Origin of the sequence: Protaetiibacter mangrovi, from assembly GCF_024752305.1 — a bacterium.
GTDB lineage: Bacteria > Actinomycetota > Actinomycetes > Actinomycetales > Microbacteriaceae > Homoserinibacter > Homoserinibacter mangrovi.
The window spans coordinates 408,473-427,280 of sequence record NZ_JANTHX010000005.1 but is presented as its reverse complement, the minus strand read 5'-3'; the positions used below and the strand labels follow the sequence as shown (position 1 = coordinate 427,280).

Sequence of the window (18,808 nt, the reverse complement as noted above, 5' to 3'; positions counted from 1 at the left end):
GCGACCCACAGCGCACGCGGAGGAGCCGCCGATGAACCTCACGGCCGACCGTTTGCGAGACTGGAGCCGTGATCGCCGCCCGACTGCTCGACGTGCTGCTCGTGCTCGTGCTGATCGTGTACCTCGGGGAGGGATGGCGAAACGGCATCCTGCGCAGTGTGAGCGCCATCCTCGGAGTGGCGGCGGGTGGCGCGGCCGCGTTCTTCGCGGTGCCGTTCGTGGCCGCCGCGATCCCCTCGCCCGACTGGCGGCTCGGGATCTCGCTCGCCCTCGCCGTGCTGCTGCTGGTCGGCGGGCACCTGCTCGGGGTCACGATCGGCGCGGCGGTGCGCGGTCGGCGCCCCGACGACCCCCGCCGCGAGCGCGACCTCACGACGCTCGAGCGCGTGCTCGGCGCCGTCGCCAACCTGGTGGCGGCCGCCCTCGTCGTGACGCTCGTCGCCGGGAGCGTCGCGCAGCTCGGCGTGCCGGTGATCTCCCAGGCGGTCAAGCGCTCGGTCGTGATCAGCACGATCGACCGCATCACGCCCGGCCCCGTGGCGCAGGGCATCGCGCAGCTGCGCTCGGCGATCCTGGAGCAGGGCATCCCGACGATCGACGAGGCACTCGGCGGCATCGCGACCGGGCAGCAGCCGCCGGACGTCGACACCGCCACGGACCCCCTCGAGGCCGCCTCGCGATCGGTGGCGCGCATCAGCGGGACCGCCTACGCGTGCGGGCAGAACCAGTCGGGCAGCGGTTTCGTCGTCGCGGCGGAACGGGTGGTCACCAACGCGCACGTGGTGGCGGGCGTCGCGAACCCCGTCGTCGAGCTCCCCGACGGCCAGGTGCTCGACGCGCGCGTCGTCTGGTTCGACCCGGACGTCGACGTCGCGATCCTCGCGGTACCCGGACTCGTGGCGACGCCGCTCGCACTCGCGGACGCCGGGATAGGCGACGAGGGCGTCGTGGACGGCTACCCGCACGGCGGCCCCTTCACCTCGGGCGCCGCGAAGGTGCTGGCGATCTCGGACGAGCGCGTGGCCGACATCTACGGCGACAGCGCGAGCACCCGCGAGGTCGCGACGATCGCGGCCGACGTGCAGCCCGGGAACTCCGGCGGCCCGCTCGTGACGCTGGAGGGCGAGGTGGCGGGGATCGTCTTCGCGCGCAACGCCGATCACGAGAACGTCGGCTACGCCACCACCATGCTGCAGCTCGAGCCGCTGCTCGACGGAGCGGAGTCGCTCACCGCCCCGGTCGAGCCGGGACACTGCGTCGCCGGCTGAGCGCCGCTACGCCGAATCCGGCCTCTTCATGTACCACTCGGTGAAGCGCCGCGCCCGACCGTCGGCCGCCAGCTCGACGAGCCAGATGTTGTCGTAGAGACGCCCTTCGCGGTAGTCGACCGTCAGCTGCACGACGCCCAGCTCGCCGTCGACCGCGATCACCGTGCTCGTGTAGCTCGTGTCACCCGGCTGATCGGCCGCCTCGATCCAATTCGCCACGATCTCGTCGTGCCCCCGCCACGGCCGCTCGGACGGTCCGGTGAGGTATTCCCCGTCGGGGGTGAAGAGCGCGCGGATGTCGTCGGGCGCGTTCGACTCCCACGCCACGCGATACCGCCGCACCCAGTTCTCGAAGTCCTGCCGTTCGGTCATGACGACGTTCTACCGCCTGCGCCCGACATCCGTCCGAGGGTTGACTCCGGACGCGACCGGGTGCACCCTGGAATCAGTTCAACTCATCGCCCAGAAGAGCCGGAGTCATCGACCCGCCACTGGGCGATGAGTCTGTCCGGGGCCCGTTCAGCGCGCCACCACGTGCGCCTGGAGCGCGTGCCGCGAGGCCGTGAGCCGCGCGAGCAGCTGCTGCTCGTCGCGCTGCGCCCCGATGCGGTCGCGACCCGTGATGATCCGCTGACGGGTGAACGCCAAGGTGGTCGCGTCGCGGATGAACGATGCCATCAGCGGTCCGATGCCGTTCGCCTTCGCCCACGCCATCGCGTTCTTGCGGCCCGCGCCGGTGCCGAGCGCCTGCACCTCCGACGGGCTCAACCACCCCACGGCGGCGTATTCGGCCAGACGCTCCTGGGTGAGCTTCGCCTCGCGCTTGCGCAACTGCACGATGAGCACGATCGAGCCGGCGAACAGCGGCACCTGGAGCACCAGGTACAGCACGAACCAGCCGGCGAGACCGAGGTAGGAGGTGCCGTTCCAGAGCGCGTGCAGGGCCATGGCCGGGATCAGCCCGACGAAGAAGCCCCCGATGCCGCCGGCGACGCTCGTGCGGCCCCACAGGCCGATGAAGAGGCCGGTCATCGACGTGAACATGGCGTGCGCGAAGGGCGACATCACGCCGCGCACGAAGAAGGTCAGCGCGACGTCCGACGACAGGGCGCCGGAGTAGGACATGGCATCCGCGAAGTAGAGGATGTTCTCGGTGAAGGCGAAACCGCCCGCGATGATCGCCGCGTAGACGATCCCGTCGACGGGACCGTCGAAGTACCTGCGCGCCACCAGGAAGATCAGCAGGACGCCGACCCCCTTCGCCGACTCCTCGACGAGCGGGGCCTGCACCACCGTGCCGACGACGTCGAGCGCGCTCGGGTCGACGCCCGCGGCGTAGCTCGCCATCTGGACGCCCAGGTCGACCAGCAGGGCGATCGCCACCGCCATGATCGCGCCCCACAGGAAGCCGAACACGAGGAGCCCCCGCGGTTCCGGCTCCCAGCGGTCGATCCACGCGACCCCGAAGAGCACGACCGCCAGCGGGATGAGGGCGAGCACCGCCGCGCCCACCAGCAGGGCCGGCCCCAGTGCGAGGAACAGGTAGGCGAGCAGGGCGATCGCGAAGATGCCGATCACGATGAAGCCCGCCACCGCCCATCCGAAGAGGCTGCTGCGCGGCGTCGCGGGTTGCGCGAGCACCGGTTGCGCCGGCAGCTGCGTCTGCGCCTGCACCTCGGAGGGGGCCGAGGCGGGCTGCGCGGGGTTCGTGGTGGTGGGTTCGAACGACATGCGCACACCCTATCCAGGGCCGGCGGTGCGCGCGGGCCGCCTACTTCTGCTGTTCGCGCAGGATGGCGAGCGCCCGGCTCACCCGATCGCGCAGGCCCGGCACGCTCGTGCGCTGCGGGATGCGCGCGCGTTCGAGCAGCGCGACGACCTCGGCACGCTGCGCCTGGCGGACGGCCTCGAAGGCGGCGGCGCGCACCACCGCCGCGCGCACGGCGACGACGAATGCGGCGATGCTGAGCGCGGCCGCCACGATCGCCGCGACGGCGAAACCGGGGAGCTCCTCCGCGAACCCGCCGATCGCCGCGGCGACGCCGATGCCGACCACGGCGAGCAGGGCGGCGAGACGGAGGGTCGGCCCGGCCGCATCCCGTCGGGCCCGCGAGCGGTCCGCCTCGGCCAGACGCGCGTCGAAGTGGGCGAGCTCCTCCTCGCCGAGCTGCATCACGCTGCGATCCCGGAGGTCGCGACGAATGCGCGCGTAGGTGGGGCGGTCGCGCCGCACGACCGCGAGAACGGCGGCCATCCCGATGGCGAACGCGACGAGCGCGACGGCGACGAGGATGAGGAACGCCGTGAACGGCTGCGATCCGTCGAGCAGGGCGCGCGCGGCGAGGTCGATGGCGAACGCCGCCAGCACCGCGGTGATCGCGATGACGGCCATCGTCCAGGTCAGCTCGCGCACGCCGTTGCGGGTGATCACCTCGGGGTCGTCGGTGTCGCGCACCCGGCGCGCGTCGATGAAGCCCGTGAGGGCGTCGCCCACCTGGAGGGCGAGGATCGAGAGCTGGATGAGCAGCGCGACGACGAGCAGCGGAACGAGATCCACTCTGCGACCTTAACCCAGGGCGTATTCCCCGCCGAGTCGCCTGCGCCTACAGCGCCGCGTCGGGCGTGTCGACCGCTCCCCCGAATCGCCGCGTGCGGCTGCCGTAGAGCTCGACCGCCTCCCAGAGCTCGGCCCTGCCGAAGTCCGGCCACAGCGTGTCGAGAAACACCATCTCGGCGTAGGCGCTCTGCCAGAGCAGGAAGTTGCTGGTGCGCTGCTCCCCCGAGCTGCGCACGAACAGGTCCACGTCGGGCATGTCGGGCTGGTAGAGGTGCCGCGCGATGGTCTTCTCGCTGATGCGGTCGGGGTCGAGCCGGCCGGCCGCGACCTCCCGCGCGATGCCGCGCACCGCATCCTGGAGCTCGGTGCGTCCCCCGTAGTTGACGCACATCGTGAGGGTGAGGGTCGAGTTGCCGGCCGTGAGGCGTTCGGCGAACTGCAGCTCGTCGATGACGCTGCGCCACAGTCGCGGCTTGCGGCCCGCCCAGCGCACGCGCACCCCCCACTCGTTGAGCTGGTCGCGGCGGCGGTGCAGCACGTCGCGGTTGAAGCCCATGAGGAACCGCACCTCGTCGGGGCTGCGGCGCCAGTTCTCGGTCGAGAAGGCGTAGACGGAGAGGTGGGTCACGCCGATCTGGATGGCTCCCGCCACGACGTCGAGCAGGGCGGCCTCGCCCGCCTTGTGACCCTCCACCCGGGTGAGCCCCTGCCGGTTCGCCCAGCGACCGTTGCCGTCCATCACGATCGCGACGTGCTTCGGCACGGCGGAGGCGGGGATCGCGGGAGGCTGCTGACCCGTCCAGTCGAGCGGCACGAAGTCGACGGCATCCTTGTGCGTCTTGCGGACCGGGCTCACACGACGACCCTACGCGGATGGCGCTACGCGGTCGTGCGGTCGACGTGCTCGAGCGAACGCAGCCCGCGCTCGAGGTGGAACTGGGTGTACGCCGCGGTGACACCGGATGCCTGGGCGCGGGTGCGCTCGTCGGCGGCGTCCGCGGTCTGCCAGTCGCCGGCGAGCAGCGCGGCCAGCAGCTGCAGCGTGTCGGCGTCGAGGCGCGGGGATCCGGGCGGGGCCGCCGCATCCGACACCACACCCCCGAGCTGCACGACGAACGCGCTGTGCGGTCCGGGTTCGCCGGTGACGGCGCAGTCGACGAAGCTCGGCGCCCATCCGGCGATCGACAGCGCGCGCAGCAGGTAGGAGTCGAGGGTGAGCCCCGGGGCGTGCTCGGCGCGGCTCAGCGAGCGCAGCGCACCGACGAGCAGCAGGTAGTGCTGCAGCCCCGCCTCGTGCTCGGTGAGCCGATCGGCCGTCTCGACCATGGCCGTGGCGGCCGTGAACCGGGCGTAGTCGCCCGCGATGTCGCCGCCGTAGGAACCGAGCATCTCGACCTGCTGCACGATGTCGAGGCTGCGGCCGATGTAGCACTGCACGTCGACCACCATGAACGGCTCGAGACGGGCTCCGAAACGCGACCCGGTGCGGCGCACGCCCTTCGCGACGGCGCGCACCTTGCCGTGCTGCCGGCTCAGCATCGTGACGATACGGTCCGCCTCACCCAGCTTGTGGGTGCGCAGCACGACGGCTTCGTCACGGTAAGTGGGCACGTTCGATTATCGCCCCCGCGCCCGACATCCGCCCGGATGCCAGGATGGGGGCGTGGCGACGGATACGGCCCTCACGACCTTCGAGAACGTGCGACCGCGGCTGTTCGGCATCGCCTACCGGATGATGGGCACCGTCGCCGAGGCCGAGGACCTGGTGCAGGAGGCGTGGCTGCGCTGGCAGGGCGTCGACCACGACGCGGTGCGGGAGCCGGCGGCGTTCCTGGCGACGACGATCACCCGGCTCGCCCTCACCGAGCTCGGCTCCGCCCGCGCGCGCCGCGAGAGCTACGTCGGCCCGTGGCTGCCGGAGCCCGTCGACACCTCCGCCGATCCGGCGCTCGGCGCCGAGCGCGGCGAGGCCCTGTCGGTCGCGATGCTCGTGCTGCTCGAGCGCCTCACCCCCGCCGAGCGCGCCGTCTACGTGCTGCACGAGGCGTTCGACTACCCCTACCGGCGGATCGCCGAAGTGCTCGAGACGAGCGAGGCGAACGCGCGCCAGCTGGCGGCGCGCGGGCGTGCCCACGTCGCGGGCGGGCGCACGGCATCCGTGTCGTCCGCCGAACGCGATCGCGTGCTCGCCGCGTTCCTCGCCGCGGCGCAGCACGGCGACCTCGAGGCGCTCGAGGCGGTGCTCGCCGAGGACGTCGTGGCGCTGTCCGACGGCGGCGGCGCGGTCATCGCGGCGCGCAAGCCCGTCGTCGGCCGCGAGCGCGTCGCCCGGTTCCTCCTGGGTGTCGTCGAGAAGTTCGCCTCCGATCTCGACAACGTGCCCGCGAGCTGCAACGGGGACATCTCCTTCGTCGGCTCGCGCGACGGCGAGACGATCGCGGTCTGGACGCTCGACATCGGCCCCGAGGGCGTCCGCGGGTTCTACAACGTGCTGAATCCGGCCAAGCTGTCACGAATCACGGCGGTGTCCGGTCTGAGCGGGTGACCCTCCAGGAAAGGACACCCATGACGATCCTCGTCACCGGCGGCACCGGCCGCCTCGGCCGCCCGACCGTCGACGCGCTGCGCGCCCACGGGCACACCGTGCGCGTGCTCAGCCGCCGCCCCGGACCCGACCACGCGGTCGCCGACCTCGCCACGGGTGCGGGCCTCGCCGCCGCGCTCGACGGCGTCGAGACGGTCGTACATCTCGCGACCTCGCGCTCGAAGGACATCGGGCAGACCCGGATGCTGCTGACCGCGATGGCCGACACGGGAGCCCACCTGGTGTTCGTCTCGATCGTCGGGGTCGACGAGGTGCCGTTCGCGTACTACCGCGACAAGGTCGCCAGCGAGCAGGCGATCGCTGCCTCAGGGATCGCGCACACGATCATCCGCGTCACCCAGTTCCACGGCTTCGTCGAGGAGCTGCTCGACGCGCAGCGCAGATCGCCGGTGACGCTCGTGGTGCCGGGGGTCGCGCAGACCGTGCACATCCCGGAGGTCGCCGAGCGTCTCGTGGAGCTGGTCGAGACGCGTCCCGCCGGGCGCGTCGCCGACTTCGGCGGGCCCGAGCTGCTGACCCTGCGCGAGCACGCCGCGCAGTGGCAGGCGGCCCGCGGCATCCGACGCCCCGTCTGGTCGCTGCGACTGCCGGGCGGGTTCGCGCGCGCGGTGCGGGAGGGGCGGCTCACCTCCGGATTGCCGGGCGCGGGGCGGGTGACGTTCCGCGAGTACCTCGCCCGCGAGCGATGATCGCGACCACTCGGGTCCTGCTGGGGTTGCTCGCGATCGACGCACTCGTGGTGGGGCTGTGGAACCAACTCCGGCCCGAGAGCTTCTACGCCGACTTCCCGACGGTGGCGCTCGATCCCCCGTTCAGCGAGCACTACGCGCGCGACTTCGGGGGCGCCACCCTCGGGATCGCGGTCGTGCTGATCGCCGCGATCATCGCTCCGACGGGTGCCCTGGTCACGGTCGCGGGCGTCGCGTTCTCGGTCTTCGCGGTGCCGCATGCTGTGTTCCACGCCACCCACCTGGAGCGCGCCGACGCCGGCGAGACGGCGTACCTGCTGCTCGGGAACGGTCTCGTCGCGGCGATCGGGGTCATCGTGATCGTGCTCGGCGTGCTACGAATGGGGCGTGACCGAGGACGTCTTCACGATCCCGCTCTGGATCGACCTGCTCGCGGTCGGGATCGGCAGCGTGCAGGGGGCGGCGTTCGCGGCCCAGTTCCGTGATCGACGCCTCGACCTGCTGGGCGTCGCGATCGTCGGCATCGCCACCGGGTTCGGCGGCGGCCTGCTGCGCGACATCCTGCTGAACCAGGTGCCGCTCGCCCTGCGGAGCGACTGGTACCTGCCGGTCGCGACCGGTGCCGCGCTGCTCGGGATGCTGCTGCAGCGCCTCGTGCATCGGCTGGGCGTGACCATCAACATCCTGGATGCCGTGACGATCGGCATGTTCGGCGCGATCGGCACGACGAAGGCGCTCGCCCTGGGGTTGCCGGTGGTGCCCGCGATCTTCGTGGGGGCGGTCGCCGCGGTCGGCGGATCGATCCTGCGCGACCTGCTGCTGGGGCTGCCGATCGCGATCATGCAGGTCGGGTCGCTCTACGCCGTGGCCGCGATCGCCGGGTCGACCGTGCTCGTCGTGCTCGACGCGGTCGGCGTCGACGTGCTCGTCGCGGGTATCGTGGGCGTCGCGGTCACCTTCGGCGTGCGCGTGCTCGCGCTCGCCTTCCACTGGTCGCTCCCCGAGCAGCGCCATCTGCCGACGGGCGCGATCCGCATCGTGCGCCGCCCCAAGCCCTGACATGAGTCGAGGGGTCGCAAAGTGTCGCCGACACGCCGGCGGGGGCGACACTTTGCGACCCCTCACCCGGGCACGATGACGACCGCCCTCGTGGGGCATGCGGCCGCGCGGCCCGGGGTGAGCCGCGTCGGTCAGACGGCGGCGAGCTCCCGGTCGCCCGACTCGAGGCGGACGGCGCGGTTGACGGCCGACACGACGGCCTTCAGCGACGCCGTCGAGATGTCGGCGTCGATGCCGACGCCCCACAGGCGCTTCTCGCCCACCTGCAGCTCGACGTAGGCGGCCGCCTGCGCGTCGCCCGATGCGCTGAGGGCGTGCTCGACGTAGTCGTAGAGCTTGATCTCGTGCCCCTGCTCGGACATGATCCCGAGGAACGCCGCGATCGGGCCGTTGCCCTCGCCGTGCTCCTCGCCCACCTCGTCGCCGACGCGCCAGCGGATGTCGAGGTTCACGACCCCGGTCAGCTCGCTCGCCGTGCGGGTCGAGAGCAGCTCGTACCGGCCCCACTTGTCGGTGTCGTCCGCGGCGGGCAGGTACTCGTCCTGGAAGACCTCCCAGATCTGCTCGCTCGTGACCTCGCCGCCCTCGGCATCCGTCTTCGCCTGCACGACGCCCGAGAACTCGATCTGCAGCTTGCGGGGCAGGTCGAGCGCGTGGTCGGTCTTCAGCAGGTAGGCGACGCCGCCCTTGCCGGACTGCGAGTTCACGCGCACGACGGCCTCGTAGCCGCGGCCCAGGTCCTTCGGGTCGACCGGCAGGTACGGCACCGCCCATTCGAGATCCGCCACCGGCACGCCCAGCTCGTCGGCCCGGGCCTCCATGGCCTCGAAGCCCTTCTTGATGGCGTCCTGGTGCGAGCCCGAGAAGGCCGTGTACACGAGGTCGCCCGCCCAGGGGCTGCGCTCGTGCACCTTCAGCTGGTTGCAGTACTCGGCGGTCACCCGGATGGCGTCGAGGTCCGAGAAGTCGATCTGCGGGTCGACGCCCTGCGTGAACAGGTTGATGCCGAGCGCCACCAGGTCGACGTTTCCGGTGCGCTCGCCGTTGCCGAAGAGGCATCCCTCGATGCGGTCGGCGCCGGCCTGGTAGCCCAGCTCCGCCGCGGCGATCGCGGTGCCGCGATCGTTGTGCGGGTGCAGGCTCAGGATGACGTTCTCGCGGTGGTCCAGGTGGCGGCTCATCCACTCGATCGAGTCGGCGTAGACGTTCGGCGTCGCCATCTCGACGGTCGACGGCAGGTTGATGATGACCTTGCGCTCCGGGGTCGGCTCGAAGATCTCGAGCACCTGGTTGCAGACCTCGACCGCGAACTCGAGCTCGGTGCCCGTGTAGCTCTCGGGCGAGTACTCGTAGTAGACGTCCGTGCCGGGCACGGTCGCCTCCAGCTCGCGGCACTTCCGGGCGCCGTGCAGGGCGATGTCGATGATGCCCTGCTTGTCGGTGCGGAACACGACGTCGCGCTGCAGCACGCTCGTCGAGTTGTAGAGGTGCACGATCGCGCTCTTGGCGCCGCGGATCGACTCGTAGGTGCGCTCGATGAGGTGGTCGCGCGCCTGGGTCAGCACCTGGATGGTGACGTCGTCGGGGATCAGCCCCTCCTCGATGAGCTGCCGCACGAAGTCGAAGTCGGTCTGACTCGCGGACGGGAACCCGACCTCGATCTGCTTGTAGCCCATGCGCACGAGCAGGTCGAACATGATGCGCTTGCGCTCGGGGCTCATCGGGTCGATGAGGGCCTGATTGCCGTCGCGCAGGTCGACGGCGCACCACATGGGCGCCTTCTCGATGCGACGCTCGGGCCAGGTGCGATCGGGCAGTTCGACACGGAACTGCTCGTGGTACGGGCGATACCGGTGGACGGGCATCGCCGAGGGCTGCTGGGTGTTCTTCATGGTCTCTGGATCTTCCGGTCGGGATGGTCAGCCAACGACGAACTCCGCGACGGGGAAGGCCTGAGAGTTAGGCCCCGTCGCGGCAGCTAAGAAGAAGCAGGCCGAAGCGCACCCGAAAAGGGTAGCACCGTGCCGCGGCGGGTGCGACGCGCCCCGGATGCGGGGGCGCGTCCGGTCGCACCGCGCGGCTAGCGTGGTCGCACCATCACCGGAGGAACACGTGCCCCGACGCCTCGTCGCCGCCCTCGCGGGCGTCAGCCTGCTCGCCGTCCTGAGCGGATGCGCCATGCCGCTCCCCCTGCCGATCCCGCGCGGACCGGGCGCCGCGGGAACCGCGGACGGCGGTCCGGCGGCTCCGGCCGGCGCGCCGGTGGTCGGCGACTGCCTCGACGGGATGAACGGGGTGGACTCCGACTGGGGATCCCACGTCGAGTGCACCCGGCCCCACCTCTACGACGTGGTCGCCATCGACGAGTGGCCGGGGATGGACGCCGCGATCGACGGCGCGACGCCGGCCCGCGTCTTCTCCGCCATCAACGGCGGAAGCGACGACACGTTCGTCAGCGAGTACTGGGGATGGGCCCACGAGTTCTGCGCCGCGGCGGTCCGCGACGCGCTCGGCTGGGGCGGGCTGCATCCCCGCTACGACGACCTTCACGTCATGCCCGCCGGCGAGTGGGGCTTCGACATGTCGCTCGCCGCCCGGTCCGACTTCGACGCGGGCGAGCACCGCACCCTCTGCTCGCTGGGGTGGTTCGACGAGCACGCGCGCACGACCGGTGCGACACTTCCTGAGGACTTCGTCGCGGATGCCGGGGCCGGCACAGAGGAATGCTGGGTCACCGACAGCACGACCGCCGACCCCGTCGACTGCACCGAGCCGCACACCGACCAGACGATCCTCTGGTTCGACGCGCGCTCCGCATTCGGCGACTCGTTCCTCGCCCCCGAGACGGAGTTCACGGACACCCAGTGGCAGCTCGTCAACGCCACCTGCGCCGACCTGGTGGCGCCACTGCTCCCGACCGTCCCCGAGGGGCTCACGGTATGGGGCTGGGCGCGCTATCCGGAGATCTGGGAGGACCTCGCCGACGCGCCGCCCGTCCCCGACACCTGGTACACGATGGATTGCCTCGTCGGCAGCTACGACGGGTCGGAGTTCGTCGGCGACCTGCTCGACGGCACGCGACCGGTGCTCATCCCCGGGACGGCCGCGGGCAGCCAGAGCGCCTGACGCGCGGTCACTCCACCGCGAGCGCCGTGATCGGGCTCACCCGCGTGGCGCGACGGGCCGGCGTGATCGTCGCGGCCACCGTGAGCACCGCGGCGGACACCACGACGATCGCGAGGATCGTCCAGGGCACCCCCGGCGCGACGATCCCCGGCATCCCGGAGGCCGAGCCGAGCAGGGACTGCGCCCCCGCCCAGCCGTAGAAGGTGCCGAGCACGAGGCCGACGAGCACCGCCGTCGCGGTCAACTGCACGCTCTCGGCGAGGATCATCCGCCGGAGCTGCGCGCGCGAGAACCCGAGAGCGCGCAGCAGCCCGAGCTCCCGGGTGCGCTGCAGCACGCTCAGCGACAGGGCGTTGACGAGGCCGACCGCGGCGATGAGCGCGCTCACCCCGATGAGCACCGAGAACACCGCGGTCACGCCGTCGAGCATGGCGCCGGTCCCCTCGTACACCTCCGGCTGCTCGGCCTGCGCGGCCTCGATCAGCAGACGGAAGCTCGCGACGGTCACACCGAACATCGTCACCAGGGTGACGCCGATGACGACGCCGATCGTCGTCCGCGACGAGCGCTCGGGGTAGCGCAGCGCGTTCGCCGCCGCCAGGCGCGCCGACGGGGAACGGCCGAGCATCCGACCGACCAGCCGCAGCGCGGGCGGCATGATCAGGTGGGCTCCGAGCACCACACCCGTGAACGAGAGGATGCCGCCGACGACGCCGATCAGGACGGCGAACGGTGTCACGAGCCCGAGCAGCATCGAGAGCACGAGGGTCGCCGTGCCGACGGCGAAGAGCGTGATCGCGATGGCGTTGCGCGCCGGCCGCGATCGCGCCTCCTCCAGCGACAGCGGCTGCGACCCGCCGATCGCCTGCAGCGGCGTGACGGTCAGCACGCGGCGGGAACCGACCCACGCGGCCAACCAGGTGGTGGCGACGACGGCGAGGATCGGCGCGGCGAGCCCGGGGTCCGCCCAGTCGTGCGCCACCTCGGGCAGCCAGTCGGCCCACACCGCGAGGCGCTCCAGCGCCACCGCGAGCCCGGTGCCGACCGCCGCCCCCGCCACCGCGCCGATGAGGCCGACGACCAGCCCCTCGCGGGCGACGGCGCGACGCTGCCGGCGGGCGCTCGACCCGATGAGACGCAGCAGCGCGATCGACCGCGCCCGACCCGCGACGATCGTCGCGAAGGTGTTGGCGGTCACGATCGAGCCGACGTAGATGGCGATCGCGATGAACACCCACGCGATCACCGTGAGCATGATGCCCACGGTCGTGCTGCGCCCCGTGATCGGATCGGCGCGGATGGCGTCGTCGAGCACGCCCGTGATCTGCAGCAGCGCCACCCCGAAGGCCGACGACAGCAGCGCCACGAGGATCGACGACCCGTGCTCGCGCACGCCCGAGGCGGGTCCGGCGCCGCTCACGCCGCCTGCTCCATGGCGAGCATGAACGCGGCGATCTCCGACGCCTCCATGCGCGGACGGTCCTCGACGACGCGGCCGTCGGCGAGGAAGATCACCCGATCGGCGTAGCTGGCGGCGATCGGGTCGTGGGTGACCATCGCGATCGACTGGCCGTAGCCGCGCGTCGCGGATTGCAGCACCTGCAGCACCTCACGGCCCGTGCGGGAATCGAGGTTCCCCGTCGGCTCGTCGGCGAACACCAGTTCCGGCCGGGTGACCAGGGCGCGAGCGATCGCGACGCGCTGCTGCTGGCCGCCCGAGAGCTCGTGGGGGCGGTGGCTGAGCCGCGGGTCGAGACCGAGCACGGTCTCGAGCTCGTCGATCCACTCGCGCTCGCGGGGGCTCGGCGTGCGTCCGTCGAGCTCGAAGGGCAGCAGGAGGTTCCCTTCGACGTCGAGCGTCGGCACGAGGTTGAACGACTGGAACACGAACCCGACGCGGCGCCGCCTCAGCAGGGTGAGCTGTTCGTCGCCCAGCCCGCCGATCTCGGTGTCGCCGAGCCAGACCCGGCCCTCGGTGGGCGAGTCGAGCCCGGCCATGATGTGCATGAGCGTCGACTTGCCGGATCCCGACGGCCCCATGACGGCCGTGAACTCGCCGCGCCGGATGCCGACCGTGACGTCGCGCAGGGCGTCGATGCGGGCGCCGTGGGACCCGTAGCTCTTCGTGAGGTTCGCGACGCGGGCGACGAGAGCGGGCGCGGCGGGCTCCGATGCGACGACGTCGATGCTGGTGGTGATGTCCATGCCCCGACGCTACGAAGCGAGCGGGCACGGGCGCGTCCGGCGGCCGTCGCATCCGCATCCGCCCCGGGGATGATGCCGCCTACAGCAAGCGGTTCTCGAAGGCGTAGACGACGAGCTGCACGCGGTCGCGCAAGCCGAGCTTGGCGAGGATGCGGGAGATGTGCGTCTTGACGGTCGCCTCGCTCACGTATTCGCTGCGGGCGATCTCGGAGTTGGACATGCCGCGGCCCGCGAGCAGGAAGATGTCGCGCTCGCGCGAGGTGAGGGCGCCGAACTCGGTCGGCTCCCCCGTCGACGCCGCGCGCGAGTCGAAGTGCTCGAAGAGCTCGCGCGTCGCGCCGGGAGCGATGACGGCCGTGCCGGCGTGCACGGTGCGGATCGCGGCGAGCAGGAACTCTGGATCCGAGTCCTTCAGCAGGAAGCCGCTCGCCCCCGCGCGGATGGCGCGCGTGGCCGCCTCGTCCAGGTCGAAGGTCGTGAGCACGATGACGCGCGTCGCCCGGCGGGCCGCGTCGGCGGCCGACAGGATGCGCTCGGTCGCCTCGATGCCGTCCATCACCGGCATCCGGATGTCCATGAGCACCACGTCGGGCTGGGTGCGCGCCACGAGGGCGACGCCCTCGAGACCGTCGCCCGCCTCGCCCGCGAACTCCAGGTCGGGCTGGGAGCCGACCAGCATCCGGATGCCGGTGCGGAACAGCGCCTGATCGTCGACGAGGGCGACGCGGATGGGTTCGGTCATCGGATGGTTTCCTCCGTGAGCGGGGCGAGGGGCGCGTGCGGGGCGGTCGGCTGGTAGGGCAGCCAGGCGGTCACGACGAAGCGGTCGCCGTCGGCTCCGGCGCGGAGCCATCCGCCCCCGAGCGCGGCGCGCTCGGTCATGCCCGCGATGCCGTGCCCGGCGACGGGGGCGCCGATCGGGATCATGCCGGTGCGCGGCTTCACCTCGGGCAGGTGGCTGACGACGGCGAGCTCGAGCCCGTGCGAGGTCCAGCTGAACCGCAGCAGCACCTCGCGGTCGACATCCGCGTGCCGCAGCACGTTCGTGAGCGACTCCTGGACGATCCGGTAGACCGCGATCTGCTGGCTCGAGCCGAGCGGGAGCGGCTCACCGGAGTCCTCGCGCGCGATGCGCAGCCCCGACGACCGCAGCTGCTCGACGAGGTGGTCGAGGTCGACGAGGGTCGGCTGGGGGCCGTCCTCCTGCTGGTAGCGCAGCTGCGCGAGCAGCACCCGCACGTCGCCGAGTGCCTCGCGAGCGGTCGCGGCGATGGTGCGCAGCGCCTCCTCGGCCGCAGCCGGGTCGGTGCGCGCCGCGTAGCGCGCGCCATCCGCCTGCGCCACCACTACCGCGAGCGAATGGGCGACCACGTCGTGCATGTCGCGCGCGATGCGGGTGCGCTCCTGCTCGGCCGCCACCTCCTGCTCCGCGGCGAGCATCGCCGCCCGGGTGACGCGCGCCCGGATGCGGGTGCGCACGAGCTGGCCGATCGTCCAGGCGAGCAGGAACGCGAACGCGAAGGCGATGAACCAGCCCACCGCCCGGCCCGCGAGGTCGGGCACGTAGGTGACGCAGTAGGCGTACTGGAACTGGATGCACATCGCCAGCTCCGAGATGCCCTGCGTGACGATGATGTAGCCGGTGATCGCCGCGGGCGCCACGAGCGACGACGCGAGCGCCAGCCAGCGCACGGCCGAGGTGCCGTAGGCGGCGGCCGCGTACACGATCGCGAAAAGCGAGATGTCGGCAGGGTTCGGATCGATCTGCATCGCCATCTGCACGATCGCGGCCACCCACGCGACGCCGAGGGCCAGCCCCGGGGCCAGCCGTCGGAGCAGCAAGGCGGTGGTGAGGCCGAGCAGCACCACGAAGTCCCATGCGCCGAACCGCAGGAACAGCACGCCGAACATGACGAAGAAGATCGCGGCGATGGCGATGTCGACGCCCAGCTGCGGCGTCGTGAGCCTCCTCCACATGCCCCTCACGCTACGCGCCGGCACCCCGCCCGACATCCACCCCCCGATGTATCCGCGAAACGTCCCTTCTGGCACATCTCGACGTGAAAGCTCGCAATCAGTGCCGTCTCGCGCGCACGATGCGGGCGATCACCGACGGCATGTCGCGAAGGTGCTCACGCGTCACGCGAACGAAACTCCAGTCGTCCGCCAGCTGCTCGAAGCGCGCGATGTCACCGACGTAGGTCGTGCGATCGGATTGGTGGTGGTCGCCCTCGTACTCGATCACCACCCGCCAGGCGCGAAGGACGAGGTCCCCCAGACGCAGCGGCTCGCCAGGCCGCGAGATGATCGCATTGACCTCGGGTTCGGGCAGGCCCGCGCGAACGACGCCGCGTCGCAGCGTCGTCTCACGCGGCGAGTCGACCCCGGGGCGGCTCGCCTCGAATGCCGCGCGGAGCTTGCGCACTCCGCGCTGCCCGCGGTGCTTCGCGAGCATGAACAGCAGCTGCTCCTCGCTGACCAGACGTCCGGTCCTGCTTCGAACTCCATCGAGCAGGACGATCAGCGCCTCCAGACCGAGGAGAGGCGCGAGCGTTCGCACGGTCTCGAGCGGCGTCGCCACGGGGAGACCCCGCAATGTGGTCGCGGCGGCGCGATCCGGGTCGACGTGATGCCCACGTACTCCCGGAAGGCGTGGAGCACGTGCCGTGTCGGTGACTGTGACGTCGAGGAGTTCATCCGGATTGAAGCGCGTCGGCAACCACATCCCCCACATCCGCGCAGCGGTGAGGTGGCTGAAGTACTGGCCCTCGGTCATGCGGGGAGCGTAGGCACGGCAGAGGGCTTCGATGTCGTCGACCGCGCCGTCCGCCATCCGCACTCCCGGGAACGGCGAACGGAGGCCTCGTCGCCGCAGCCGCGAGACGGGGATGCCGCGCTCCGCGGCCTCCTGGACGCTGAAGGGACGCGCGGTGAGATCACGAGGAAGCGGCTCCATGGCGTCCCACCCTGCACCTCGCAGGATCCCTCACGAACGCGCCCGCGCCCATCCGTGGATACCTCCCCCTCCACAGCCCCCGCGAGATGTCAGCAACTGCAGATCTGAGCGCCGAGATGTGTCAGAAGGGACATCTCGCGGGTTCAGAAGCCGAGGCGGGAGAGGTGCTTCGGGTCGCGCTGCCAGTTGGGGGCGACCTTCACGCGGAGCGAGAGGAAGACCTGCGAGCCGATGAGCGGTTCGATGCCCGCGCGGGCACGGGCGCCCACCTCCTGTAGGCGGGCCCCGCCCTTGCCGATGACGATGCCCTTCTGCGAGTCGCGCTCGACCCACAGGTTCGCGTACACCTCGACGAGCTCCTTGTCGTCGCGCTCGACGATGTCGTCGATCGTGACGGCGAGCGAATGCGGCAGCTCGTCGGAGACCCCGTCGAGCGCGGCCTCGCGGATGAGCTCGGCGATGCGATGCTCCAGGGTCTCGTCGGTGACCGCGTCGTCCGGATACAGGGGCGGCGACTCGGGCAGCAACCCGATGAGCTGCGAGAGCAGGGTGTCCAGCTGGATGCGGCTGGTCGCCGACACCGGGACGATCGCCTCCCAGTCGCGCAGCTCGCTGATCGCGAGCAGCTGCTCGGCGACGGCGGGACGCGGCACGGCGTCGATCTTGGTGACGATCGCGATCTTCTTCGCGCGGGGGAAGTGCTCCAGCTGCTCGTTGATGAAGCGGTCGCCGGGGCCGATCTTCTCGTCGGCCGGCAGGCAGAAGCCGATGACGTCGACGTCGCCCAGGATCGAGGTGACCACGGCGTTGAGCCGCTCCCCGAGCAGGGTGCGGGGCCGGTGGATGCCGGGGGTGTCGACGATCACCAGCTGGCCGTCGCTGTTGTGCACGATGCCGCGGATCGCGGAACGGGTGGTCTGCGGCTTCGGCGAGGTGATCGCGACCTTCTCGCCGACGAGGGCGTTGGTGAGCGTCGACTTGCCGACGTTCGGCCTCCCCACGAAGGTCGCGAAACCGGCGCGGAACGCGGGCTGGATGCTCATCGTCTCTCCCCCGTCTCGAAGGCGTCCTCGGCCTCCACCAGTGCGGCGTCGCGTTCGACGATCACCGTCGAGAGCCGCTTGCGGCGGCCCTCGGTGCGTTCCGCGGTCAGCACGAGCCCGGAGACGGTCACGGTGGACCCCGTGACCGGCAGGCGCCCGAGCGTCTTCGTCAGCAACCCGCCGACCGAGTCGACGTCGTCGTCGTCGAGCTCGATGCCGAACAGGTCGCCGAGCTCGTCGGTGGGCAGGCGCGCGCTCACGCGGAACACGCCATCCGACAGCTGCACGAATTCGGCCACCTCGCGGTCGTACTCGTCGGAGATGTCGCCCACGAGCTCCTCGATGAGGTCCTCGAGCGTCACGAGCCCCGCGATGCCGCCGTACTCGTCCACCACGAGCGCGAGATGCGTGGATTCGCGCTGCATCTGGCGCAGCGTGTCGTCGGCCTTCTTCGACTCGGGCACGAACGTCGCCGGGCGGGCGAGCTCGACCACCGGGATGGGCGCCCCCTCGAGCGGCTGCTCGTGACGCAGGCGCGCGACGTCGCGCAGGTAGAGCACCCCGAGCACCTCGTCGGCGTCCTTGCCGATCACGGGGATGCGCGACACCCCGGTGCGGAAGAACTGGCCGAGGGCGGCGCCGATGGAGGCGTCGTGGTCGATCGTGATCATGTCGGTGCGCGGCACCATGACCTCGCGCACCACGGTGTCGCCCCACTCGAAGATCGAATGGATGAGCTCGCGGTCGTCCTCCTCGAGCACGGCCAGCTCGGTCGCCTCGTCGACCATCGAGAGCAGCTGCTCCTCGCTCGAGAAGCTGACCGCCGTCTTGGGCCGGCCGGGGGTGACGCGGTTGCCGAGCGCGACCAGCGCATCCGCGATGGGGCCGAGCAGCACCCGGATGGCCCGCACGACCAGCGCCGAGAAGGCGACGATCCCCTTGGCGTGGGCGCGTCCGACGCTGCGCGGGCTCGACCCGACCAGCACGAACGAGATGCCGGTCACCACGACGACCGAGGCGAGCAGCACCCACCACCACTGGTCGAAGACCTCGGCGAAGGTGAGGGTGACGAGCACCGCGGCGAGCGCCTCGGAGAAGACGCGCATGAAGTTGACGGCGTTGACGTGCGCGCCGATGTCGCCCGAGATCGCGACGAGCGAGCGCTTGGCCCGATGGGTCGCCGCGAGTTCGACGAGATCGGTGCGCGAGAGCACCGAGAGGGCCGCGTCGACGGCGGCGAGCAGACCCCCGAAGGCGACCGCGAGCACCGCGACGGCGATGAACAGCCCGAGCATCGCCG

General features: G+C 71.5%; 19 protein-coding genes. 6 read left to right on the top strand and 13 right to left on the bottom strand.

Translation table 11 applies throughout. The features are described 5' to 3' along the window. Window positions 1–68: 68 nt before the first annotated feature. Entirely contained in the window at window positions 69–1,268 is a 1,200-nt protein-coding gene (locus NUH29_RS06900; protein WP_258798296.1) for a MarP family serine protease, read from the top strand. Between the two features lie 6 nt (window positions 1,269–1,274). On the opposite strand, the gene NUH29_RS06895 is transcribed toward NUH29_RS06900, so the two are convergent. The 5 genes from NUH29_RS06895 to recO form a co-directional block, all read right to left on the bottom strand. Next, the gene (locus NUH29_RS06895) at window positions 1,275–1,640 is read right to left on the bottom strand and encodes a nuclear transport factor 2 family protein (protein ID WP_258798295.1); all 366 of its coding nucleotides are present in this window, start codon (window positions 1,638–1,640) and stop codon (window positions 1,275–1,277) included. A gap of 147 nt (window positions 1,641–1,787) precedes the next feature. Then, a complete protein-coding gene (locus NUH29_RS06890; protein ID WP_258798294.1) occupies window positions 1,788–2,999 on the bottom strand; it encodes a PrsW family intramembrane metalloprotease in 1,212 nt (403 codons plus the stop codon). A gap of 40 nt (window positions 3,000–3,039) precedes the next feature. Continuing rightward, complete coding sequence (locus NUH29_RS06885) at window positions 3,040–3,825, bottom strand: hypothetical protein (RefSeq protein ID WP_258798293.1); 786 nt, start codon at window positions 3,823–3,825, stop codon at window positions 3,040–3,042. Window positions 3,826–3,871: 46 nt separating this feature from the next. After that, a complete protein-coding gene (locus NUH29_RS06880) occupies window positions 3,872–4,681 on the bottom strand; it encodes an isoprenyl transferase (RefSeq protein WP_258798292.1) in 810 nt (269 codons plus the stop codon). Window positions 4,682–4,704: 23 nt separating this feature from the next. Continuing rightward, window positions 4,705–5,436, bottom strand: a complete 732-nt coding sequence (recO, locus tag NUH29_RS06875) for a DNA repair protein RecO (protein ID WP_258798291.1) — start codon at window positions 5,434–5,436, stop codon at window positions 4,705–4,707. A 52-nt stretch (window positions 5,437–5,488) separates the two neighbouring features. On the opposite strand from recO, the gene NUH29_RS06870 reads away from it, so the two are divergent. Genes NUH29_RS06870 through NUH29_RS06855 form a run of 4 tightly spaced genes read left to right on the top strand, consistent with a single transcriptional unit; the run spans window position 5,489 to window position 8,178 of the window. Beyond that, complete coding sequence (locus NUH29_RS06870; RefSeq protein ID WP_258798290.1) at window positions 5,489–6,370, top strand: RNA polymerase sigma-70 factor; 882 nt, start codon at window positions 5,489–5,491, stop codon at window positions 6,368–6,370. A gap of 20 nt (window positions 6,371–6,390) precedes the next feature. Continuing rightward, a complete protein-coding gene (locus NUH29_RS06865) occupies window positions 6,391–7,119 on the top strand; it encodes an SDR family oxidoreductase (protein WP_258798289.1) in 729 nt (242 codons plus the stop codon). Next, window positions 7,116–7,604: a DUF4345 family protein gene (locus NUH29_RS06860; RefSeq protein ID WP_258798288.1), complete on the top strand. Its 489-nt coding sequence runs from the start codon at window positions 7,116–7,118 to the stop codon at window positions 7,602–7,604. Before NUH29_RS06865 ends, NUH29_RS06860 begins: the two co-directional genes overlap by 4 nt. Beyond that, window positions 7,507–8,178, top strand: coding sequence for a trimeric intracellular cation channel family protein (locus NUH29_RS06855; RefSeq protein WP_258798287.1), 672 nt, complete (start codon window positions 7,507–7,509; stop codon window positions 8,176–8,178). Before NUH29_RS06860 ends, NUH29_RS06855 begins: the two co-directional genes overlap by 98 nt. A gap of 131 nt (window positions 8,179–8,309) precedes the next feature. On the opposite strand, the gene leuA is transcribed toward NUH29_RS06855, so the two are convergent. Further along, window positions 8,310–10,070, bottom strand: a complete 1,761-nt coding sequence (gene leuA / locus NUH29_RS06850) for a 2-isopropylmalate synthase (RefSeq protein WP_258798286.1) — start codon at window positions 10,068–10,070, stop codon at window positions 8,310–8,312. 220 nt (window positions 10,071–10,290) lie between these two features. Here leuA and NUH29_RS06845 point away from each other — a divergent pair, with 220 nt between their 5' ends. Further along, window positions 10,291–11,304 carry a septum formation family protein gene (locus NUH29_RS06845; RefSeq protein ID WP_258798285.1) on the top strand — a complete coding sequence of 338 codons (1,014 nt, stop codon included), beginning with the start codon at window positions 10,291–10,293 and terminating at the stop codon, window positions 11,302–11,304. A 7-nt stretch (window positions 11,305–11,311) separates the two neighbouring features. Here the strand turns inward: NUH29_RS06845 and NUH29_RS06840 are convergent, their stop codons facing one another. The 7 genes from NUH29_RS06840 to NUH29_RS06810 all read right to left on the bottom strand — a co-directional run bounded on the left by NUH29_RS06840 (window position 11,312) and on the right by NUH29_RS06810 (window position 18,803). Continuing rightward, window positions 11,312–12,724, bottom strand: a complete 1,413-nt coding sequence (locus tag NUH29_RS06840; protein WP_258798284.1) for an ABC transporter permease — start codon at window positions 12,722–12,724, stop codon at window positions 11,312–11,314. After that, window positions 12,721–13,509 carry an ABC transporter ATP-binding protein gene (locus tag NUH29_RS06835; protein ID WP_258798283.1) on the bottom strand — a complete coding sequence of 263 codons (789 nt, stop codon included), beginning with the start codon at window positions 13,507–13,509 and terminating at the stop codon, window positions 12,721–12,723. Before NUH29_RS06835 ends, NUH29_RS06840 begins: the two co-directional genes overlap by 4 nt. 79 nt (window positions 13,510–13,588) lie before the next feature. After that, on the bottom strand, window positions 13,589–14,251 hold the full coding sequence (locus tag NUH29_RS06830) for a response regulator (protein WP_258798281.1): 663 nt from the start codon (window positions 14,249–14,251) through the stop codon (window positions 13,589–13,591). Then, window positions 14,248–15,486, bottom strand: coding sequence for a sensor histidine kinase (locus NUH29_RS06825; RefSeq protein WP_258798280.1), 1,239 nt, complete (start codon window positions 15,484–15,486; stop codon window positions 14,248–14,250). The genes NUH29_RS06830 and NUH29_RS06825 overlap by 4 nt, the downstream gene beginning before the upstream one ends. 97 nt (window positions 15,487–15,583) lie before the next feature. Beyond that, the gene (locus tag NUH29_RS06820) at window positions 15,584–16,465 is read right to left on the bottom strand and encodes a putative endonuclease domain-containing protein (protein ID WP_258798279.1); all 882 of its coding nucleotides are present in this window, start codon (window positions 16,463–16,465) and stop codon (window positions 15,584–15,586) included. 143 nt (window positions 16,466–16,608) lie between these two features. After that, window positions 16,609–17,508 carry a GTPase Era gene (era, locus tag NUH29_RS06815; protein WP_258798278.1) on the bottom strand — a complete coding sequence of 300 codons (900 nt, stop codon included), beginning with the start codon at window positions 17,506–17,508 and terminating at the stop codon, window positions 16,609–16,611. Beyond that, window positions 17,505–18,803 (bottom strand): hemolysin family protein, encoded by a 1,299-nt coding sequence (locus NUH29_RS06810; RefSeq protein ID WP_258798277.1) that lies wholly within the window; start codon window positions 18,801–18,803, stop codon window positions 17,505–17,507. The genes era and NUH29_RS06810 overlap by 4 nt, the downstream gene beginning before the upstream one ends. Window positions 18,804–18,808: the final 5 nt, after the last annotated feature.

Excerpts from the sequence above, each read along its gene's own strand:
- NUH29_RS06895 (WP_258798295.1), bottom strand. The coding sequence starts at position 1,640 with ATGACCGAACGGCAGGACTTCGAGAACTGGGTGCGGCGGTATCGCGTG.
- NUH29_RS06890 (WP_258798294.1), bottom strand. The coding sequence starts at position 2,999 with ATGTCGTTCGAACCCACCACCACGAACCCCGCGCAGCCCGCCTCGGCC.
- NUH29_RS06865 (WP_258798289.1), top strand. The coding sequence starts at position 6,391 with ATGACGATCCTCGTCACCGGCGGCACCGGCCGCCTCGGCCGCCCGACC.
- NUH29_RS06860 (WP_258798288.1), top strand. The coding sequence starts at position 7,116 with ATGATCGCGACCACTCGGGTCCTGCTGGGGTTGCTCGCGATCGACGCA.
- leuA (WP_258798286.1), bottom strand. The coding sequence starts at position 10,070 with ATGAAGAACACCCAGCAGCCCTCGGCGATGCCCGTCCACCGGTATCGC.
- NUH29_RS06835 (WP_258798283.1), bottom strand. The coding sequence starts at position 13,509 with ATGGACATCACCACCAGCATCGACGTCGTCGCATCGGAGCCCGCCGCG.
- NUH29_RS06830 (WP_258798281.1), bottom strand. The coding sequence starts at position 14,251 with ATGACCGAACCCATCCGCGTCGCCCTCGTCGACGATCAGGCGCTGTTC.
- NUH29_RS06825 (WP_258798280.1), bottom strand. The coding sequence starts at position 15,486 with ATGTGGAGGAGGCTCACGACGCCGCAGCTGGGCGTCGACATCGCCATC.
- NUH29_RS06820 (WP_258798279.1), bottom strand. The coding sequence starts at position 16,465 with ATGGAGCCGCTTCCTCGTGATCTCACCGCGCGTCCCTTCAGCGTCCAG.
- era (WP_258798278.1), bottom strand. The coding sequence starts at position 17,508 with ATGAGCATCCAGCCCGCGTTCCGCGCCGGTTTCGCGACCTTCGTGGGG.
- NUH29_RS06810 (WP_258798277.1), bottom strand. The coding sequence starts at position 18,803 with ATGCTCGGGCTGTTCATCGCCGTCGCGGTGCTCGCGGTCGCCTTCGGG.